Origin of the sequence: Stutzerimonas stutzeri (assembly GCF_019090095.1) — a bacterium.
Lineage (GTDB): Bacteria > Pseudomonadota > Gammaproteobacteria > Pseudomonadales > Pseudomonadaceae > Stutzerimonas > Stutzerimonas stutzeri_AN.
The window spans coordinates 527703-547415 of sequence record NZ_JAGQFP010000001.1; the positions used below are offsets into that span (position 1 = coordinate 527703).

At 60.0% G+C, this 19713-nt stretch carries 15 protein-coding genes; 10 read left to right on the forward strand and 5 right to left on the reverse strand.

Translation table 11 applies throughout. The features are described from left to right. Positions 1-5 precede the first annotated feature (5 nt). From KVO92_RS02215 to KVO92_RS02240, 6 genes are all read left to right on the forward strand, one after another. Positions 6-2054: a TonB-dependent receptor family protein gene (locus KVO92_RS02215; RefSeq protein ID WP_217475402.1), complete on the forward strand. Its 2049-nt coding sequence runs from the start codon at positions 6-8 to the stop codon at positions 2052-2054. An 865-nt stretch (positions 2055-2919) separates the two neighbouring features. Continuing rightward, on the forward strand, positions 2920-4341 hold the full coding sequence (locus KVO92_RS02220; protein WP_423836227.1) for a DUF1329 domain-containing protein: 1422 nt from the start codon (positions 2920-2922) through the stop codon (positions 4339-4341). Between the two features lie 21 nt (positions 4342-4362). Next, a complete protein-coding gene (locus KVO92_RS02225; protein ID WP_336512596.1) occupies positions 4363-6036 on the forward strand; it encodes a DUF1302 domain-containing protein in 1674 nt (557 codons plus the stop codon). 8 nt (positions 6037-6044) lie between these two features. Beyond that, the gene (locus KVO92_RS02230; RefSeq protein ID WP_217474058.1) at positions 6045-8459 is read left to right on the forward strand and encodes an efflux RND transporter permease subunit; all 2415 of its coding nucleotides are present in this window, start codon (positions 6045-6047) and stop codon (positions 8457-8459) included. A gap of 10 nt (positions 8460-8469) precedes the next feature. Then, positions 8470-9429 (forward strand): WD40/YVTN/BNR-like repeat-containing protein, encoded by a 960-nt coding sequence (locus KVO92_RS02235; RefSeq protein ID WP_217474059.1) that lies wholly within the window; start codon positions 8470-8472, stop codon positions 9427-9429. Between the two features lie 213 nt (positions 9430-9642). Further along, on the forward strand, positions 9643-10077 hold the full coding sequence (locus KVO92_RS02240; protein WP_217474060.1) for a hypothetical protein: 435 nt from the start codon (positions 9643-9645) through the stop codon (positions 10075-10077). A gap of 445 nt (positions 10078-10522) precedes the next feature. On the opposite strand, the gene KVO92_RS02245 is transcribed toward KVO92_RS02240, so the two are convergent. The 3 genes from KVO92_RS02245 to KVO92_RS02255 are packed head-to-tail and all read right to left on the reverse strand — an operon-like array spanning position 10523 to position 12339. Further along, positions 10523-11569: a threonine aldolase family protein gene (locus KVO92_RS02245; RefSeq protein WP_217474061.1), complete on the reverse strand. Its 1047-nt coding sequence runs from the start codon at positions 11567-11569 to the stop codon at positions 10523-10525. 24 nt (positions 11570-11593) lie between these two features. After that, a complete protein-coding gene (locus KVO92_RS02250; RefSeq protein WP_217474062.1) occupies positions 11594-11968 on the reverse strand; it encodes a DUF202 domain-containing protein in 375 nt (124 codons plus the stop codon). A 2-nt stretch (positions 11969-11970) separates the two neighbouring features. Next, the gene (locus tag KVO92_RS02255) at positions 11971-12339 is read right to left on the reverse strand and encodes a YidH family protein (RefSeq protein WP_217474063.1); all 369 of its coding nucleotides are present in this window, start codon (positions 12337-12339) and stop codon (positions 11971-11973) included. A gap of 173 nt (positions 12340-12512) precedes the next feature. Between KVO92_RS02255 and KVO92_RS02260 the strand changes: the two genes are divergently transcribed. Beyond that, positions 12513-13004, forward strand: coding sequence for a copper chaperone PCu(A)C (locus KVO92_RS02260; protein ID WP_217474064.1), 492 nt, complete (start codon positions 12513-12515; stop codon positions 13002-13004). 124 nt (positions 13005-13128) lie between these two features. Here KVO92_RS02260 and gorA read toward each other — a convergent pair whose 3' ends face one another. Beyond that, complete coding sequence (gene gorA, locus KVO92_RS02265) at positions 13129-14487, reverse strand: glutathione-disulfide reductase (RefSeq protein ID WP_217474065.1); 1359 nt, start codon at positions 14485-14487, stop codon at positions 13129-13131. A 73-nt stretch (positions 14488-14560) separates the two neighbouring features. Between gorA and KVO92_RS02270 the strand changes: the two genes are divergently transcribed. Next, a complete protein-coding gene (locus KVO92_RS02270; RefSeq protein ID WP_217474066.1) occupies positions 14561-14983 on the forward strand; it encodes a VOC family protein in 423 nt (140 codons plus the stop codon). A gap of 46 nt (positions 14984-15029) precedes the next feature. On the opposite strand, the gene galU is transcribed toward KVO92_RS02270, so the two are convergent. After that, positions 15030-15869, reverse strand: a complete 840-nt coding sequence (gene galU / locus KVO92_RS02275) for a UTP--glucose-1-phosphate uridylyltransferase GalU (protein WP_217474067.1) — start codon at positions 15867-15869, stop codon at positions 15030-15032. A 624-nt stretch (positions 15870-16493) separates the two neighbouring features. Here galU and KVO92_RS02280 point away from each other — a divergent pair. After that, positions 16494-18116, forward strand: a complete 1623-nt coding sequence (locus tag KVO92_RS02280; protein WP_217474068.1) for a methyl-accepting chemotaxis protein — start codon at positions 16494-16496, stop codon at positions 18114-18116. A 189-nt stretch (positions 18117-18305) separates the two neighbouring features. Then, positions 18306-19694, forward strand: coding sequence for an oxygen-independent coproporphyrinogen III oxidase (hemN, locus tag KVO92_RS02285; protein WP_217474069.1), 1389 nt, complete (start codon positions 18306-18308; stop codon positions 19692-19694). Positions 19695-19713 lie beyond the last annotated feature (19 nt).

Consider the following 19713-nt stretch of genomic DNA (forward strand, 5'->3'; position numbering starts at 1 on the left):
GCGGCATGGTGGCTGGGGCTCTGGCCCATGCTGACGACATGGCCACCGGTGGTGAGGAGTTCCCCCCGCTAGTGATAACAGGCAGTTATATAGCAGCGCCGTCGCCCTCATCCGCCGATGTCGTTCAGCAGCCTGAAATCTGTGATGGCCAGCTTGGTGTCAACGTCTCCGAAGTCCTGCAGCGTGTGCCCGGTCTGGTGGTGCAGAATCGCCAGAACTACGCCCAGGATTTGCAGATTTCTTCTCGCGGCTTTGGTGCGCGCGCGGCGTTCGGGGTTCGTGGGCTAAAGCTGCTCAGCGATGGTATCCCCGCCAGCACGCCGGATGGCCAGGGGCAGGCGGCGACTTTCAACCTCGACGTCGCCGAGCGTTTCGAGGTGTTGCGTGGCCCGGCTGCGACCCTTTATGGCGGTAACAGCGGCGGGGTGATTCAGATGTTCTCCCGCGACGGCTACGGCTCGCCCAAGGTGGGCGCTGAAACCACGTTCGGCAGTGACGGCTTCAACAGAAACCATCTCTCTGCCGAGGGCGGTACCGACCGGGCCGGCTTCGTGCTGGATGCTTCGCGTATGGATACCGACGGCTACCGCGACCACAGCGCCGCCCGCCGCGACCAGACCTTCGCCAAGCTCAACTTCAGGCCCGACGACGACAGTCGCATGGCGCTAATCTTCAGCAGCCTGGAGCAGAACGATACCGAGGATCCGATGGGGCAAACTTGGGACGCCTACAAGGATGATCCTCGCTCCGTTGCGGCAGTGGCAGAGACCTTCAACACGCGCAAGAGTATCGATCACCAGCAGCTCGGCATGAACTACGAGCGCTACTTTGGAGGCGCAACCCTGCAGGTCAATCTGTATGCCGGCCAGCGCAGCGTCATCCAGTATCTGTCGATTCCCAAAGGCGTTGTCTCCAACTCGCAGCGAGGTGGCGGGGTCGTGGACTTCGACCGCGAATTCCACGGCGGCACCCTGCGCTGGATTCAGCCGGTGTCGGGCGTTCCGGGCGAGTTGAGCGTCACCACTGGCGTCGATTACGACCGCAGCCGAGACGACCGCCGCGGCTACCAGAACTTCAGTGGCGATGCGTTGGGCGTAAAGGGCGAGTTGCGTCGCGAAGAGGACGATATCGCCACCAGCCTCGACCCTTACATCCAGGCGCGATGGGAGCTCGGCAACTGGACCATGGATGCTGGTCTGCGCCACAGCACCATGGAGATGGAGGTGGATGATCATTATCGGGTGAACGGTGATTCCAGTGGTTCGAAAAAGTACCGACAGAACAATCCGTCCATCTCGATTATGTACGCCTTTACCCCGGGACTACACGGCTACGTCAGCGCCGGCAAGGGGTTCGAAACGCCCACACAGGCCGAGATGGCCTACGCACCTGGGGTGGTGGAAAGCATCAACTTCAACCTCGAGCCTGCCACCAGCACGCATTACGAAATCGGCTTGAAAGCCAAGGTTGCCGGCAACACGCGGGTCAACGCGGCCATGTTCGAGATCCGCACGGACGAGGAGATCGTCGTTGCCAGCGCCACCGACGGCCGAACCAGCTACCAGAATGCCGGCAAGACCCAGCGTCGTGGCTTCGAACTGGGTGTGCAGAGCGATTTGAGCGAGTACTGGCAGGCAACCCTTGCCTATACGCGTCTGGCCGCTATCTACGATGAGGATTTCGCGGCGGGCGGGAGCACCATCGAGCAGGGCAACCACCTACCCGGAGTAGCAGGTAATAGTCTGTTTGCTGAACTTGTGTGGAAGCCAACGGACGGCATCAGCATGGGCTTTGAAGGTCAATACCGCGGCAAGGTGTATGTCGAGGACAGCAACCAAGACAAGCCCGCACCCAGCTATGCGGCATTTAACTGGCGTACGCGACTCGATCAGCGTCTCGGTCCCTGGCTGTTCCACGAGCTTGTACGAATAGACAACGTGCTGGATCGCCAGTATGTCGGCTCGGTGAAAGTCGCCGACAGCAATGCTCGTTACTATGAGGCGGCACCGGGGCGCTCCTGGTACCTGGGGGCGGGTGTGGCATACAACTTCTGACCACGTGTTTCATACCATACGATTCAGTCGCTTCGTCGTGACAGGCACAGGAATGGGTGCGGATCACTGCGGACGGCTAGCGAGCCGCAGCGGATCTGTGCAGACGGCACCGCATGAGCCGAGCGGGATGCTGCGGTGAATGGCTTTAGCTCCTGAAGCCGCGCTCGCGAGCACTATGCGCAGGCATTTTCAAGCGGATAGGCCGCGTTCTGGCCTGTCATTCGTTTGGTTAGCACACAGCGGTGATCGACTTGCCCGCCGTCTCTTGATTAAGAGCCATGAAAGTGCGGGACGTTTGAACCCCATCACCCCGATGTGCCGCCAGCCATGCATCGCCAATGCCGGCCTGGGTTCTGAAGGTCTCGACGGCCTACCACCAGCGCCGTTTACCTGCAACGGACGGTTCGCCCCCCACGGCCTACGCTCTCCTGCCTCGCCACGCAACTGCGTCACGAGCACGCACACCTGCCCATAGCTGACTCGTCGAACAACGTTCTCGGAATCGGGGCCGCAACGGCGTTGATGTGCGTATCACCACGATACGAAATGACGATTAGGTGATCCCGTAGATCTCGGATTTGGATCTTTCGTAACAAGTGTTTCCTAAATTCCCACGTCAGTGGGGCGCGCCGAGAACATTCTGGTTAAGCATTGAGCAGAGAACCAGTGGATGGCCTGCTGAAACGCCCTAAGCGACTGATAGGTGAGGAAATAGGTCCGACGCGCAAGTTATTGGCATTTGATTTGCTGTGGAATTGAAGACTTGGTCAATTGACCATGTCGAATGACTAACATGCTTGGCGTCGACCGTTCCCTCTATCAGGAAGAAGGTGCCGCCGATCAAAGCCTACGTGAGGACCATAAGTTGAATAATAAAACGGAGCGCTCAGAATTCCGCACCGCTATCAGTCGTAGCGCCAGAAGTCTGCTCGTCGCGATGGCAATATCAACTGCAATCTCGTCGGTTCAGGCTGCAGAGAAGGACGCCGCAAGGCTGGGCACCACGCTAACGCCAACCGGTGGTGAGGCTGCGGCAAGCGCTAACGGGGTAATCCCGGCCTGGGCTCCACCCGGTCAGCAGGATGTGGGCTGGAGTTATGGTCAGGTGCGAGGGCAGCACTGGAAGTACAAGGACGACAAGCCGCTCTACAGCATTGACGCACACAATGTCGAGCAATACGCAAGCCAACTGTCGCCAGGTCAGCTGGAGCTCTTCAAAAAGATTCCGGACTACCGCATGGACGTGTACCCCACCCGCCGTAGCTGCGGGGTGCCGGACTTCGTTGCAGAGAACACGAAGAAAAACGTTGGCTTCGCCACGCTTGATGGTGCCGGGCTGGCATTGCAGGAGGCGCATGTCCCGGGCGTTCCGTTTCCGATGCCGACAACCGGCGTTGAAGCCATGGTGAACATGAAAATGCGCTACCGCGGGGTCGGCGTGGACATTCCCGAGAGCATCGCCGGGATCTCGCCACGCAAGGGAGGTGGAGATTGGCTCCGCATTTCCAATGATCTGTCCTTCTTTACCCCCTGGGGCAAGAAAGGTAGTGCATTGTTCTCCTCCGTCGGCCGGATAGAAACCGCCACGTACTTCTCTTTCTTGGAACCGGCTGCCCTGGCTGGACAGTCTGCCGTGCAAATCGCGATGGCCGGTGAGCAGGCAAGCACCTTCTATTACTTCCCAGGCCAGCGTCGCGTACGGCGCATGCCAGCCTACTCCTACGATGCTCCGCAGATCGGCATGGATAACCAGTATACCGTCGATGAAGGGAACATCTTTTTCGGCCCCCTGGACCGCTTCGACTGGAAACTGATCGGCAAGCAGGAACTATTAGTCCCGTACAACGCTTTTGGCGCCTATGACACTTCCGCCAAGTTCAGTGACATCGCTCAAGACGGCTCGATCGCGCCTGAGTCGCGTCGCTACGAACTGCATCGTGTGTGGGTCGTCGAGGCCAATGTACGTGAGGGGATGCGTCACCAGGCGCCGAAGCGGCTCTTCTACATCGACGAGGACAGCTGGAACCCCTTGATGGCCGTCGACTACGACAAGCAAGGGCAGATCTGGAAGGTGCGTGAGGGATTCCCGATTCCTGTGTACGAGACCGGTGCTTGCGATACCCAGGCCTTGGTGCAGTACAACCTGGCAGACGGCCGCTACCTGTTCGATTTAGGCACCATCGGCGCGAGTAAGGATATCCACTGGCTGACCGAGAGCGAAGGCAACCCGCGGCATCGGCGCGATTTTTACACCTCCGACAACCTGCGCGCCATCAGCGAACGCTAATAGCGAATATTGGGAGCCGACATGAAAAGAACAATTGCTAAAGCATCGGGTCTGGTTATCGCTTGTACAACCCCTCTGGCTATGGGCTTCACCTTCGAGACGGAGAATATCCGTGGCTCGTTCGATTCAACCCTTGGATGGGGCATGGGAGTGCGTACCCAGTCTCAGGGCTGCAATTTGGTCAACGCCGGTGCCGCTGGCGGTGGTGCGCCGGCTGGCTGCTTGGACGCGACCTTCTCGGGAATTGGCGATCAGGGCAACCTGAACTATGACAAGGGCGACGTGTTCACCCACTACATCAAGGGCGTCCATGAGCTGTTATTGAAGTTTCCCGAAGACTTCACGTTCATGGCGCGTGGCAGCTGGAAGCGCGACTTCGCCGCCACTCACACTACCGGGACGCTGGGTGCCGAAACCCAGTTCCGGCAGGCGATAGGCTCCGACATCGGCAGCGATGGGCTGACCAGCGATGCCCGAGACGATTTGAAGTTCAAGGCGCGCCTGCTTGATCTGTGGGTGAGCAAAACCTTCGACGTGGCTGATCACCGGGTGCGCGCGCGCTTGGGCAACCAAGTGATCAACTGGGGCGAGAGCCTGTTCGCGGTGGGCGGTATCAACGCCACCAACGCCTACGATTTCCAGGCGCTGTCGAGCCCCGGTGTGCAGCTCAAGGAGGCGGTGCTTCCGGCCCCTATCATCAGCGTCGCCACCGGCCTGGGCTATGGCGTGAACGTCGAGGCGTATTACCAGTTCGGTTGGAACAAGAGCGAATCGCCGCCGGTGGGCAGCTACTGGTCGACCTACAACGTAATAGGCGAGGGCATGGAGGAGTACGGCTACACCGACGAGGACGCCCGAGACTCTGGGCAGTGGGGCCTTTCGGTGCGCTGGCAGCCGGAGGAAAGTGACGTTAGCTACGGCTTCTACGTACTGCGCTATCACGACAAGCTGCCGCAACTGAGCTACAACCTGAGCACGTTCGCACCCAAGTGGGTCTATCCAGAAGACCGCATGCTCTACGGCATCAGTGCCAATATGCCGATAGGCGACTGGGCGGTAGGCACTGAACTGTCCTACCGGCCCAAGGAGGCGGTTCCGCTCAACGCTCTGCCAGGGTTTTTGGGGGCCGGGCCATGTTCTGGGCGCGACGGGGAGTGCTGGAAGGATACCAAGAAGTTCCAGTGGCACCTGACCGGCTTCTACAGTCTGAACCAAGCTAACTCTGCCGACTTTCTCGATTTCACCGGGGCCACCGCCGGTACTTTGCTGACGGAACTGGTGCTGGTGAAGTACCCAGGCCTGCATGACACCTACGACGGTGAACTAATTTCTGCGGGGGGTAATTCCTGGGTAGAGGACGCGTCTCAGTTGATGCCCAAAGCGCATGGCGACTCCACCTCCTCTGGGATTCACGTCGACTTCAGCCTGGCTTACGACAACGTCCTGATCCCGGGCTGGACGGTAACTCCCGGCATCTACTATCAGCAATCCTTAGGCAATGGGCGCACGCCGTCGGTTTATGCGACCTATACCCGCGATACCAGCGCGATGGACCTGTACGTGAGCTTTGTGCGCAACCCAGGCAACTGGCAAGTCCGCTTGAACTACGCGAAGTTCAACGGTGGTGACTCCCCTTACGACCAACTGCTGCGTGATCGCGACTACGTCGGCTTGGCGATTTCGCACTCGATGTGAGGCATGTAGTGAATACTCCTGTAAAAGTTAAGTCCGACAAGGAGGAGGGTGGCGTGCTGCCACGCCTCGAGCGCTGGCTGTTTCGCCAGCGCTCGCTGGTGCTGGTGCTGCTCGCTTTCTTCACCCTCGGCATGGCTTGGTTTGCCATGCAGCTGCGCATGGATGCCGGCTTCGAGAAGCAATTGCCGATTGGCCATGAATACGTCGAGACGTTCCAGGCCTATCGCTCCGACCTGCTTGGAGCGAATCGCCTAACGATAGTGGTCAAGGCTCGCGAAGGCTCGATCTGGAGCGTGGCGGGCCTCAAAAAGCTGTATGACGTGACCCAGGCGGTAACATTCCTGCCTGGGGTTTCGCGTAGCAGCGTGCAATCGATGTGGACGCCTAATTCCTTCGTCAATGAAATTACCGAGGAGGGCTTTCGTGCCGAACCGCTGATACCCGGTACCGTAACGCCGGACCGTCTCGATCAGCACATAATCGACAAGATTGCCAACTCCACGGCCCAGGGCGGCTTCATCGGCACTCTGGTTGCGCGCGATCAGAGCAGTGCAATGATCACCGCTGAGCTCAATGAATTCGACGCTAACGGCGAGCAGCTCGATTACGTTGTCTATAACAGGATTCTGGAGCAGCAGATCCGGGCTCAGTTCGAAGATGATGACTTCGAAATCCAGATCATCGGCTTCGCCAAACAGATTGGCGACATCGCAGATGGCGCCTCAGCGGTCTTGGAGTTCTGCGTGCTTGCACTGCTGCTGACCGCGGCGGCGGTCTACTGGTACTGCCATTCGGTGCGTTTCACTTTATTGGCGATTGGCTGCTCGTTGACTTCGCTGGTCTGGCAGTTTGGCAGTTTGCGGCTCCTTGGCTTCGGCCTCGATCCGCTCGCGGTGCTGGTGCCGTTCCTGGTATTTGCCATCGGTGTGTCGCACGGAGTGCAGCAGATCAACTACATCGTGCGGGAAATCGCTTGCGGTAAGAGCGTCGAGGAGGCCGCGCGTTCTAGCTTCAGCGGCCTGCTGGTTCCTGGCACGTTGGCATTGGTGACTGCTTTCGTATCTTTCGTCACGCTGCTGCTAATTCCGATTCCGATGGTGCGCGAACTGGCCATTACGGCATCGCTAGGCGTGGCCTATAAGATCATTACCAACCTGGTGATGCTGCCACTAGTAGCGTCAATGCTAAACGTGAACGGCGGCTACGCTGCGGCCGAGGAGGCCTCTCGCAAGCGGCGCGCGCATTGGTTGCATGGGCTGGCGCGGCTCGCTGAGTGGCGAAACGCAAAGATGGTGCTGGGTGTGGCCATGACCGTTTTCGCCGTAGCGGTCTGGCAGAGCCATGACCGGGTCGTCGGCACTCTGCAGGCCGGTGCGCCTGAACTGCGCGCGGACGCTCGTTTCAATCGCGATGCGGTGTCGATTGCCGGCAGCTACGACATCGGACTGGACTGGCTCAGTGTGGTTTTCGAAGTTGCGCCAAACCAGTCCGACCAGGGAACCTCGGCTTGTGAGGATGTTGCATTGGGGCAGTATCAAGATCGCTTCGTCTGGGCTATGCAAGGCGTGCCAGGCGTGCTGTCGGTCGCCTCGTTCTCCACTAGCATGCGCCAGTTCAACGAGGGCTATAACGAAGGGAATCCGAAAATGAGCGCGGTTCCCATCGATCCGTTGAACTACTCGGCACTGGCCACCGAAGTGGCGCGGGTTCCAGGGATCATGCGCTCTGATTGCAGCATGACCGCCGTGCATCTGTATCTGGCTGACCACAAGGCAACGACCATCAATCGAGTGCTCGAGGCGGCGAAGGAGTTTCGAGCCCAAAACTCAACGCCAGGCGTCACGGTGCGGCTAGCGTCCGGAAACGCCGGTGTGCTGGCGGCCATCAACGAGGAGGTGGAGAAAAGCGAAACGCCGATGCTCCTGTATGTGTACGCCGCCATTGCGTTGCTGGTATTCGTGGTCTATCGCGACCTGCGGGCGGTGCTGGTGTGTTGCCTGCCGCTGACTATTGGCACCTTCATTGGTTACTGGTTCATGAAGGAATTGCAGATCGGCCTGACCATCGCAACGCTACCGGTGATGGTCTTGGCGGTGGGAATCGGCGTCGATTACGCCTTTTATATCTACAACCGTTTACAGCTGCACCTGGCTAATGGCCAACCCATTACCAAGGCCGTGGACCACGCATTACTCGAAGTCGGCGTAGCAACCATTTTCACGGCCATTACCCTTGCGATCGGCGTTGCCACTTGGTCCTTCTCCGAGCTGAAGTTCCAGGCCGATATGGGCAAGCTGCTGGCCTTCATGTTCATGGTCAACATGGTCATGGCCATGACGGTCCTGCCGGCATTTGCTGTCTGGCTGGAGAGGGCCTTCCCCCGTAAACGTCCAGTGCGCATGGTCGGCGCGCTGGTGCATTGAGGAGAGCGACATGCGAAGGAACACTGTTTTGGGAGCGGCATTCGCTGCCTTGATGCCGCTGGTCTCACTGCAAGCCGCTCTTTTGACACCGGTGCCGGCTGCATCCTCGACCAATGCAATCGAGGCAACCATGCTAGACGCCACGTGGGCGGATAAGCGCATCGTCGCTGTTGGAGACCACGGTGTGGTGCTGTTATCTGACGATCAAGGCATGAGCTTCCACAAGGCGCGTTCAGTGCCCGTATCGTCCCCGCTAACTGGTGTTAGCTTCGTCGATGCCCAGCATGGTTGGGCGGTTGGGCATTGGGGCGCGATTCTGGCCAGCAAAGATGGCGGCGATACCTGGCAAATCCAACGTCTATCCACGGAAGAAGATCGACCGTTGTTCGCGGTGCATTTCTTTAATGCCCGTCAGGGTGTCGCGGTTGGGCTTTGGTCGTTGGTGTTAACAACTGAGGATGGCGGTCAAACCTGGACCGAGCAGACGCTAGAGGCCCCGCCAGGAGCTAGGCATGCCGATCTGAATCTGTTGGGGCTTTTTACAGATACTCACGACCGCTTGTACGCGACTGCTGAGCGCGGCCAAGTGCTGCGCTCCGATGACCACGGAAGAAGCTGGCACTATCTAGATACCGGCTATGAAGGAACACTGTGGTCTGGGGCAGTGTTATCCGATGGAAGCCTGCTGGTAGGCGGCCAACGAGGCACGCTCTTGCACAGCTCTGCAGACGGCGAGACCTTTCGCCGTCTGCCTTTGGAAAGCAAAAGCTCGATTACGGCCATTGCTACGTCCGGCTCGAGAGTGCTGGCGGTTGGCCTCGATGGACTGATGGTGCAAAGCAATAATGGGGGCGAGACTTTTAAGGAGGGGCAGTCGCCTGAGGGCGTTTCTCTGACCTCGGCCGTCTTTGCTAAAGACGGTACTCCCGTTCTGTTTTCACGCCGCGGTGTCGTAGCTGCTGAGGATTAGTCGTTCGCACATGTGCGCGCCCATTTGGGCGCCTCGGCTAAACGCTGAACACTGTGACGTTTCCGATCGTCAAGCGTTGGGGCCCGGTATCACGCCAAGCACCGGGCCCTGTTCGCACCATTGGACTGCGCATGTCGCTCTAGTGGCACACACATGTGGAGCACTCGCGATACATGGCCCGATGCCGAGCATCCTTTCAAGGAGGAAATCCCCATGAAGAAAGCTTCTGCTCTGATGTTCACCTTTGTATGGCCGATCATGGCTTGGGCGCAAGTTGAGACCGATTACACCGTTGCCGAGGCGGCGAGCATGGCCAGACTACTGATGGCCGAAGCCGATACGTTGCATACCAGGGTTTCCGATATTTGTAACGATGCGCAGGCTACGGGTTTGCTTTATGAAGCAGCCGAAGCGGCAGTGAGGCATATGTCTAGCTGGTCAGGGCACCACAAGAACAGCCAAACCCTTGCTGCCTATCATGCCTGTCGCCAATCCATGCTGGACGTCCAAAGTCATGCTTATAGCTGCGCTAATGGTGGGTACAAAGGCAAGGCGTCAGACTACATGTCCCGCCGATGGCTAGAGGATTCTGGCAACTGTGCTGATGCTATTGGTCGTTCAGACCTTCCGCTGGTAGACAGCAACTGACTCTGGACTTGAAACAAACGTGACGTTCTGCAGAACCAATCTGACCGTAGCATGAGAGTTGGCTTCACAGGCAGCTGTTAGGCGTGCAGGGCAGATTGGTTATTACACGATTGCGTCCACCCGCGGTTGCGAATAGCAAAAGCTCTAAATTCGGGAGTCGCGTGATATGGCCAAGGCCACTAGTAACCTGTGCCAAGCGACATTGAGCGTCGCTTGTGGTGTAGTGCGCGCAGGTACGTAGACCATCTGCCGTCTCGATCAAACCAACGCAGTGACCACTCATGCCCTCCCGCTTTGACCGGGCATTTCGCATAATCTATATTATGTTAAATAAAGGATCTGATGATCGAAGCCTGTAATCCGGTCGCAGCCACTCTCGCCTTGATACCCACTCAGTTTCCAGTGCCGCGCTGTCATTAACGACGCGCGCGGCCTCTCCTGTTGATCAGGGGTTCTGCAGGACGACGCTGCGAATATCCTCGGCCAGTTGGCGCACCCGCTCTTCGCTGGTGTCCCAGGAACACATGAACCGTGCGCCGCCGACGCCGATAAAGGTGTAGAACATCCAACCGCGACTCCTGAGGGCCTCCAGCGCCAACGGCGGCATATTGATGAACACTCCATTGGCTTCGACGGGAAACATCAGCTCCACGCCCGATACGTCGCTGATCAGGCTGGCGAGCAATTGCGCACAACTGTTTGCATGGGCGGCGTATTTCATCCATGCCTGGTTTTCCAGCAAGCCGACCCAGGGTGCGGACAGGAAACGCATCTTGGATGCCAGCTGGCCGGCCTGCTTGCAGCGGTACTCGAAATCCTCGGCCAGCTCACGATTGAAAAACAGGATCGCTTCACCGACGGCCATGCCGTTTTTCGTACCACCGAAACAGAGCACGTCCACGCCTGCTTTCCAGCTCAGCTCGGCTGGCGAAAGCCCCAGGAATGCACAGGCATTGGCGAAGCGCGCGCCGTCCATGTGTAGATGCAAGCCCAGCTCCTTGCAGGTATCGCTGATCGCGCGCAGTGCTTCGGGTCGGTACACGGTGCCGATTTCAGTGGCTTGCGTGATGCTGACGACCCGAGGCTTGGGGTAATGAATGTCTTTGCGTTTGAGAGCGATTTCTCGAATGGCCGCAGGCGTCAGCTTGCCTTGCTCGGTGCGGGCAACCAGCAGTTTGGAGCCGTTGGAAAAGAATTCCGGCGCGCCGCACTCATCGGTCTCGATATGGGCGATATCGCCGCAAATCACGCTGTGATAGCTCTGACATAGCGAAGACAGCGCCAGGGAATTGGCTGCGGTGCCGTTGAACGCGAAGAACACTTCGCAATCGGTTTCGAACAGCTGGCGGAAATGATCGGCTGCGCGCGCCGTCCATTGATCGTCTCCGTACGCTCGGTCATGCCCCTGGTTGGCGCGGGCCATAGCTTCCCAGGCTTCCGGGCAGATGCCCGAGTAATTGTCGCTGGCAAATTGCTGATTGGCGTTGGTCATTTGTACCCCTATTGAGTGGCTGCCTCAGCGATTGATCGGCAAAAAAATTACGGTATAGAGTCCCAGTGCGCCGAGCACGAAAACCGAAGCGCCCAGCCAGAAAATCGAAATGGCATCGGCCTGGATGCGCCCGCTCTTCACGCCGCTGGCGCTACGGGCGTAACGCCGCCGCTGCGTGGTCCATATGCCCAGTGCCGTCGCCAGGGAAAGCGCGACCAGCATGGCGACGAAGGTCCCGTGATACGGCATCCAGCGCAGAAACAAGGCACTGACTGTGATCATCGTCAGCAGCGTTCGGCCCCAGGCCAACGATGTGCGCTCGGGTTGCAGGCCCGGGTCTTCATGCAGTGGCGGTGGCGGCGTTCGGGGCTCCAGGCGGCGGCGAAAGGACAGGTGCATGGTCAACCGCGAAGCGCGATGAAGCTGATCAGAACCAGCGTCACCAATGTGCCGCCGATGGACAGAATCGGGATCAGCAACGGGAACGGCAACGGCCCGCTGTGTCGCATGGCACGTTCAATGGTGAGCCAGCGTACGCACGCCGTCGAGCTGATGAACATGGCCAACAGCAGCAACGAAACCGATAAAACCTTGCGCACTTCCAGCGTGAAGATGCCGCCGGCAAAAGCCTCCACCGCTACCCCGCCGGCCAGCAGCGCCAATGATGTACGAATCCAGGCAAGGAAGGTTCGTTCGTTGGCCAGCGTAAACCGCGGGTCTGGCTCCTTTCCGCCAGACAGCAACCGGTGACTCCAGCGAGTGCGCTCCATGGGTGATATGTCTCCGAACAAGTGAGGGCCTGGGACCTTGGCCCATTCAAACAGAAACGCGCGGCCCCTGCAGGTTCCGTTGCAGCCTCTGCGCGGGTGGATCGCACCGTCTGGCTACGGACGCCGGTACGCCATGCTAATGTGCGCCATCGCAAACGTCCTGGAGAGACTTCATGCTGCTTCGTCTGGTCACCGCTTTCACGCTCGCCGCGACCGCCTTGACTGCTTCGGCAGATGATCATTCCCACGCCCATCACACGATGACTGGGGCACCCGTTGCCGAGCAGGTCTGGTCGCGGGCCATGCCGCCGACGGCCCCAACCGGCGCGGTGTACTTTACCCTGAGCAACCCGGGCGACGCGCCGGACCGACTGATCGGGGTAAAAACCGCCCGGGCCGAACGAGCCGAGCTGCACGCGCATGTCCATGAAGGCGACGTGATGCGCATGGAGCGTATCGACTCGATCGAGGTGCCGGCTGGTGGTGAGGTCAGTTTCCAGCCAGGCGGCAATCACGTCATGTTGTTCAAACTGAGCAAGCCGCTGGTGGCCGGTGAGCACTTTCCACTCACGCTGATCTTCGAGCACGCCGGCGAGGTAAGCGTCGACGTGGCCATCGAGGATCAGGCCCCCGCTCCGACTGACAGCGCCCATCAACACCATTGAGTCGATAGGCGGCGGTCACGGCTAACCGATCCGCGTGCCGCCGCCCTCTTCCATCGTCGTCCAACCCGCACCGCCCGCCGCCCGCCGCCCGCCGCCAGGGCGGCGGGCTTGCGTCACGCGACCGTCAGATGCCGGTGGGTGTACGCATGGTCACGAATTCCTCGGCGGCGGTCGGATGAATACCGACCGTGTCGTCGAAGATGCGCTTGGTAGCGCCCGCCTTCAGCGCTACGGCCATGCCCTGCATGATCTCGCCAGCATCGGGGCCTGCCATGTGGCAACCCAGCACCTTGTCCGTGTCGGCATCGACCACCAACTTCATCAGGCTCCGCTCCAGCCCCCCGGTCATGGTCAGCTTCATCGGTCGGAACCGGCTCTCGAACAAGACCACCTTGTGGCCCTGCTTGCGCGCTTCTTCTTCGGTCAGGCCGACGGTCGCCATGTTCGGTAGGCTGAAGACCGCGGTGGCGATGGTGTTGTAGTCGACCGGGCGATATTCCTCGGGCTTGAACAGTCGGCGGGCCACGGCCATGCCCTCGGCCAGCGCAACAGGCGTTAGCTGGATGCGACCGATCACATCGCCGATCGCCAGGATGGAGGGTGTCGATGTCCGGTACTGATCATCCACGGCGATGAAACCACGATCATCCAGCCGCACATCGAGACCCTCGAGCCCCAAGCCGTCGAGCATCGGACGCCGGCCGGTGGCGTACAGGATGCAGTCGGCTTCCAGCGTGCGCCCGTCCTTCAGAACGGCGAGCAAGGTGCCGTCAGGCTGTTTGTCGATACGTGCAATGTCGGTGTTGAACTGCAGGTCGATATCTTTCTTGATCAGCTCGTCTTTCAGATGATCCCGTAGCGAGCCATCGAAGCCGCGCAGGAAGAGCTCGCCCCTGTACAGCAGCTTGGTCTCGGCGCCACAGCCGCGGAAGATCGAGGCGAACTCGACAGCGATATAGCCACCTCCGACGACCAGCACGCGGCGTGGCAGTTCGTCCAGATAGAAAGCTTCATTGGAGGTGATGGCATGTTCATGACCCGGTATATCCGGGACGAAGGGCCAGCCGCCAGTGGCAATCAGGATGTGCTCGGCGCTGTATTGGCGCCCGTCGACCTCAACGGTATGAGGGTCGACGAGCCGCGCATGTGCTTGCAACAAGGTGACGCCGCTGTCGACCAGCAGATTCCGGTAAATGCCATTGAGGCGTTCGATCTCGCGATCCTTGTTGGCGATCAACGTCTTCCAGTCGAAGGTCGCGCCGTCGATGGTCCAGCCGTAGCCTTGGGCTTGGTCCAGCTCTTCGGCATAGTGGGCGCCGTAGACCAGTAGCTTTTTCGGCACACAGCCGACGTTCACGCAAGTGCCACCCAGATACCGGCTTTCGGCAACCGCGACGCGGGCACCATAGCCCGCTGCAAACCGGGCGGCACGGACGCCGCCGGAACCAGCGCCGATGACGAATAGATCGAAGTCGTAAGCCATGAACGGTTGTCTCCCTTGTAGAACGCACAGCATACCCCGGCTTTGCACACGATTCATTTCGGAGGACTGACGCATGCGCCCTACCCTCACCCATCTCGCATTACACGTTCCGGACCTGGATGCCTGTATCGCCTTCTATGCCCAGTTTTGCGGCATGCATGTGTTTCACGAACGTGTCGGCAAGGGTTCGCGCATCGTCTGGATGGCCGAGCCCGGCAAGGAACGCGAGTTAATCTTCGTGATCATGCCCGGTGGGCAGGACCGCGCCCTGGCCGAGAATGACTACAGCCACTTCGGCTTCGCACTGGCCAGCCGCGGCGAAGTCGACGCCATCGCCGATCGCGCGCGCCAGGCGGGTTGTCTGATCTGGGAACCACGTGACGAGCCCTATCCGGTCGGCTATTACTGCGGCGTGCGCGATCCCGCCGGCAATTACGTGGAGTTCAGCTACGGACAGCCGCTCGGCCCGGGAGCGGAAGAAATGCCGGCCCCCTGAATGCACAAAACCACCCGAAGGTGGCTTTGTGCGAAACCGGTGATGCTTAGAACGCTTTACCGGTCAGGTAGAAGTTCTCGTAGCAGAAGTTGGTGGCGGCGATGTAGCCCTCGGCGCTACCGCAGTCGAAACGCTGCCCCTTGAACTTGTACGCCAGTACGCAACCGTCCTGCGCTTGGCGCATCAGGGCGTCGGTGATCTGGATCTCGCCGCCTTTACCTGGTTCGGTCTGCTCGATCAGGTTGAAGATGTCCGGCGTCAGGATATAGCGACCGATGATCGCCAGGTTCGACGGCGCATCTTCCGGCTTCGGTTTTTCCACCATGTGGCTGACCCGGAAGATGTCGTCCCGGATCATCTCGCCGGCGATCACACCGTACTTGCTGGTTTCTTCCGGCGGTACTTCCTGGATCGCCACGATCGAGCAGCGGAACTGGTTGTACAGCTTGACCATCTGCGCCAGGACCGGATCGCCATTGAGGTTGATGCAAAGGTCGTCCGCCAGCACCACAGCGAAGGGTTCGTCACCGATCAGCGGGCGACCGCTGAGAATGGCATGGCCCAAGCCCTTCATTTCGACCTGGCGGGTATAAGAAAAGCTGCACTCGTCGATCAGCTTGCGAATGCCAACCAGGTACTTTTCCTTGTCGGTGTTGCGAATCTGATGCTCGAGCTCATAGCTGATGTCGAAGTGGTCTTCCAGCGAGCGCTTGCCGCGACCGGTTACGATCGAAATCTGATTCAACCCGGCCGACAGCGCCTCCTCGACCCCGTACTGAATCAGGGGCTTGTTCACTACCGGCAGCATTTCCTTCGGCATGGCCTTGGTGGCAGGGAGGAAACGCGTGCCATATCCGGCCGCAGGGAAAAGGCATTTCTTGATCATGTGAGTCCTTGAAGAGGAAGGTTCCAGTTGATGCACTGCGCCTGGATCGGTCAGCAGTCATACCTGCATGTACCGCCGACAGCGGCTGACTAGAGGCTACGACCATCGAAACGACGCGGGGTTCGGCGGCTATGGATGCTAATTCTGCCTACCGCTTCGTCCGACCGAAGGTCATTGACATGGCCTGGCGCATAGGGTGATCCGGTGCACGAAAATTGCCAAGTGGCTGCACACTGAAATGAAGCCGATTTCGGTCGAACTGGCCCCTCTCTCGACGGCTTCGCCTGCGGCCTGGTGTCGCAAGCCGGCGCACTGATGGCTGACGGCCAAAGAAGCGCCCAGTACAGGCCTGCACGCTTTACTGACCCAGATCAGTAAAACCGCAGAAAAATTTCGTTTCGTCGCCTGCCATACCGCTCTTCCGGACAGGAGCGACTAGGATGTCGCCGGTCCATTGGTGGCATTGCGCCTTCATGGCGCCAAAACAGCAAAACCTTGTCAAGACAAGGGATATACGGCCGATAAGCCGAGGCGAAAGAAGCAGCTGGCAATCAGCACCCCGCGATGGTCCACAAGGCCATGGGTTGGCTTCGCGTTCGCTGGCAGCAACAGCTAAGGAACCCGATGAACACCACCTCTCCCGCTCGACAAATGTCCGTCCAGTCGAAGATCAACCTGGCTTTGCTGGTGGTGTTCGCCCTGGTTCTGGCCGCCTCCCTCCTGCACTCGGCGGACTCGGAAAAGGACCTCGTGCTACAGGTCGTCGAGCAGCAGACCAAGGACACCGCCGACTCCTATTTCGACAGCATCAACACCATGATGCTCACCGGGACCATGGCCCAGCGCGAGGTGTTGCGCGACAAGCTGCTGGCTCGCCCTGGCGTCATCGATGCCCGCATCGTACGCGGCGAGCCGGTCACCAAGGTCTTCGGCCCTGGCCTCGCCCATGAGGCACCGGTCGACGAGAAAGACCGCGCCGCGCTGGAAGGCAAATCGACAATGGAGGTGAGTGACGGCAAGAACGGCCGCATTCTCACCGTGATCAACCCCATCCTCGCCCACCAGGATTACCGTGGCACCAACTGCCTGTCGTGCCATCAGGTACCCGAAAATACGGTGATGGGCGCGGTGCGGATCAGTTATGACCTGTCCGCACTCGATGGGGAGGTCAACCGTAACGTGATGACCTCGGCCGGCATTCAGCTGGCACTGTTGCTGATCGGTCTGGTGGTGATGGGCTACATCATTCGCCGGGTAATCATCAACCGCATCAACGACATGCGGCACACCATGGAGGCGATGACCCAGGATGAGGATCTGAGCCGCATCGTCGCCGTTCATGCCGAGGACGAAGTGGGCGCCATGGGCCATGCGTTCAACCACATGATCGGCAAGTTCCGCCACAGTCTCGAGGCGGTGGCCAAGGTGACTCACCAGCTCGGCGAAGTATCGGATCGGGTTTCCAGCGTCGCCGAGAAGACCCATTCGGCCGTGCTCGCTCAGCGCAGCGAAACCGACATGGTGGCCTCGGCCATGAACGAGATGAGCGCAACCGTGCAGGAAGTCGCACAGCACGCCAGCCAGACCGCTGCCGCCTCCAGCGGCGCCGATGAACAATCGAAAGCCGGCGTCACCCTGGCGACCGAAGCCCTGGACGGCATCGACGGGTTGATCCGCGAAATCGAGCAAGCGGCGCAGGTAATCAAGCAGGTCGAGACCGACGCGACATCCATCGGCATGGTCCTCGGCGTCATCAACGGCATCGCCGAGCAGACGAACCTGCTGGCCCTCAACGCGGCCATCGAAGCCGCCCGCGCCGGCGAGCAGGGCCGTGGCTTTGCGGTGGTCGCCGACGAGGTCCGGACACTCGCGTCGCGGACGCAGCAATCGACCGGTGATATCCAGGCGACCATCGAACAGCTGCAGCATGGCGTGCGCAATGCGGTGAAGGTCATGCAAGGCGCCCGGGAGCGCGCCAATGCCGGATCGACCTGTGTTGCCAAAGCCGCGCAGAGCCTCAACGGCATCGCCGGAGAAGTCGGCACCATCAACGATATGAACATGCAGATCGCCACGGCCGCCGAGGAGCAAAGCGCCGTCGCCGAAGAGATCAACCGCAACATCACCACCATCAGCAACATCGCCGACACCACGGCTGCCGATGCACAGCAGACATCGCAGATCAGCGACGAGCTCGTGCACCTGGCCACGGAGCTCAATCGGCTGGTTGGACAGTTCCGCCTCTGAACCATCCGAAGCCGGGCGTTATCGAGGCCCGGCTGTCGCCTGGCCTCGGTCGCTCGCGCCGACTGTCCCGAACTTGATCTGGGACAGCCGACTCCATCGTTCGAATCAGGGATAATCGCGCCACGATGTCGCAGGCAGCCGACGGCACCCCGTCCAGCCAACCCGCCCAACAACCCAGGTGAACCCCACATGGACCAAACGCCGAGCTTTAACCGCGCCCTGGTCGAGAAATACGACCGTCCCGGTCCTCGCTATACCTCCTACCCGACCGCGCCGCAGTTCCACCAGGCCTTCGCCATGGACGATTACCGCAGCGCCGCGCAAGCCACTAACGAAGCCGCTTCGCCCAAGCCACTGTCGGTCTACATCCATATCCCGTTCTGCAAGAGCCTTTGTTACTACTGCGCCTGCAACAAGATCATCACCCACAAGACCGACCGCGCCGTCGAATACCTCGACTACCTGAAGCGCGAGATCAAGATGCAGGCTGCGCTGTTCGACCGTTCGCGCAAGCTGACGCAGCTGCACCTCGGCGGCGGTACGCCGACCTACCTCAGCAGCGAGCAGCTGGCCGACCTGATGGCCGCGCTGCACGAGGCGTTCAACATGGACGACAGCGATAACCATGAGTTCTCGCTGGAAGTCGACCCGCGTACCGTCACGCCCGAGCAGATCCATCAGCTGCGCGCGCTGGGTTTCAATCGCCTCAGCTTCGGCGTGCAGGATTTCGACGAGCAGGTCCAGATTGCGGTGAACCGCATCCAGACCGAAGAGCAGACGCGCGACCTGGTCCAGGCGGCGCGCGATGCCCGGTTCAAGTCGATCAGCGTCGATCTGATCTACGGCCTGCCGCTGCAAACGGTGGAGAGTTTCAACGTCACCCTGGACAAGATCATCGACATCCGCCCTGATCGCATCGCCGCGTACAGCTATGCGCATCTGCCGGATCTGGTGCGCGCTCAGAAGCTGATCCGCCCTGAGGACATGCCGCCGCCGGAGCGCAAGCTGGAACTGCTGGAGCTGACCATCCGGAAGCTGACCGAGGCCGGCTACATCTATATCGGCATGGACCATTTCTCGCTGCCCGACGACGAGTTGGCCCTGGCGCGCGCCAACGGCACGCTGCAGCGTAACTTCCAGGGTTATTCCACCCACGCCGACTGCGATCTGATCGGCCTTGGCATCTCCTCCATCGGCAAGGTCGGCGACAGCTACAGCCAGAACGTGAAGGAGCTGTCGCAGTACTACGCTCGCCTGAACGAGGGCCTGCTGCCGGTGCACCGGGGCTACAAGCTCAGCGAGGACGACCGCTTGCGCCGCGACGTGATCATCTCGCTGATGTGTCATGGGCGCATCGATTTCAGTGAGATCGAACAGCGCTCCGGCATCGACTTCCGTGACTATTTCGCCGATTCGCTGGCCAAGCTGGACGAGCATGTCGCCGATGGTCTGGTGGAGATCACCGACGATGCCGTGCTCTTGCTGCCCCAGGGGCATTTGATGATGCGCAACGTCGCCATGGCCTTCGATGCCTACCTCGGCGGCGAGCAGCGCGGTCGCTTCTCCCGCACCGTCTGACGACCTGATGCGCCCGGTT

Bases quoted from the DNA above. Each gene is read 5' to 3' on its own strand.
- KVO92_RS02235 (WP_217474059.1), top strand. From the start codon at position 8,470: ATGCGAAGGAACACTGTTTTGGGAGCGGCATTCGCTGCCTTGATGCCG.
- KVO92_RS02245 (WP_217474061.1), bottom strand. From the start codon at position 11,569: ATGACCAACGCCAATCAGCAATTTGCCAGCGACAATTACTCGGGCATC.
- KVO92_RS02215 (WP_217475402.1), top strand. From the start codon at position 6: ATGGTGGCTGGGGCTCTGGCCCATGCTGACGACATGGCCACCGGTGGT.
- gorA (WP_217474065.1), bottom strand. From the start codon at position 14,487: ATGGCTTACGACTTCGATCTATTCGTCATCGGCGCTGGTTCCGGCGGC.
- KVO92_RS02280 (WP_217474068.1), top strand. From the start codon at position 16,494: ATGAACACCACCTCTCCCGCTCGACAAATGTCCGTCCAGTCGAAGATC.
- galU (WP_217474067.1), bottom strand. From the start codon at position 15,869: ATGATCAAGAAATGCCTTTTCCCTGCGGCCGGATATGGCACGCGTTTC.
- KVO92_RS02270 (WP_217474066.1), top strand. From the start codon at position 14,561: ATGCGCCCTACCCTCACCCATCTCGCATTACACGTTCCGGACCTGGAT.
- hemN (WP_217474069.1), top strand. From the start codon at position 18,306: ATGGACCAAACGCCGAGCTTTAACCGCGCCCTGGTCGAGAAATACGAC.
- KVO92_RS02260 (WP_217474064.1), top strand. From the start codon at position 12,513: ATGCTGCTTCGTCTGGTCACCGCTTTCACGCTCGCCGCGACCGCCTTG.
- KVO92_RS02225 (WP_336512596.1), top strand. From the start codon at position 4,363: ATGAAAAGAACAATTGCTAAAGCATCGGGTCTGGTTATCGCTTGTACA.
- KVO92_RS02255 (WP_217474063.1), bottom strand. From the start codon at position 12,339: ATGGAGCGCACTCGCTGGAGTCACCGGTTGCTGTCTGGCGGAAAGGAG.
- KVO92_RS02240 (WP_217474060.1), top strand. From the start codon at position 9,643: ATGAAGAAAGCTTCTGCTCTGATGTTCACCTTTGTATGGCCGATCATG.
- KVO92_RS02250 (WP_217474062.1), bottom strand. From the start codon at position 11,968: ATGCACCTGTCCTTTCGCCGCCGCCTGGAGCCCCGAACGCCGCCACCG.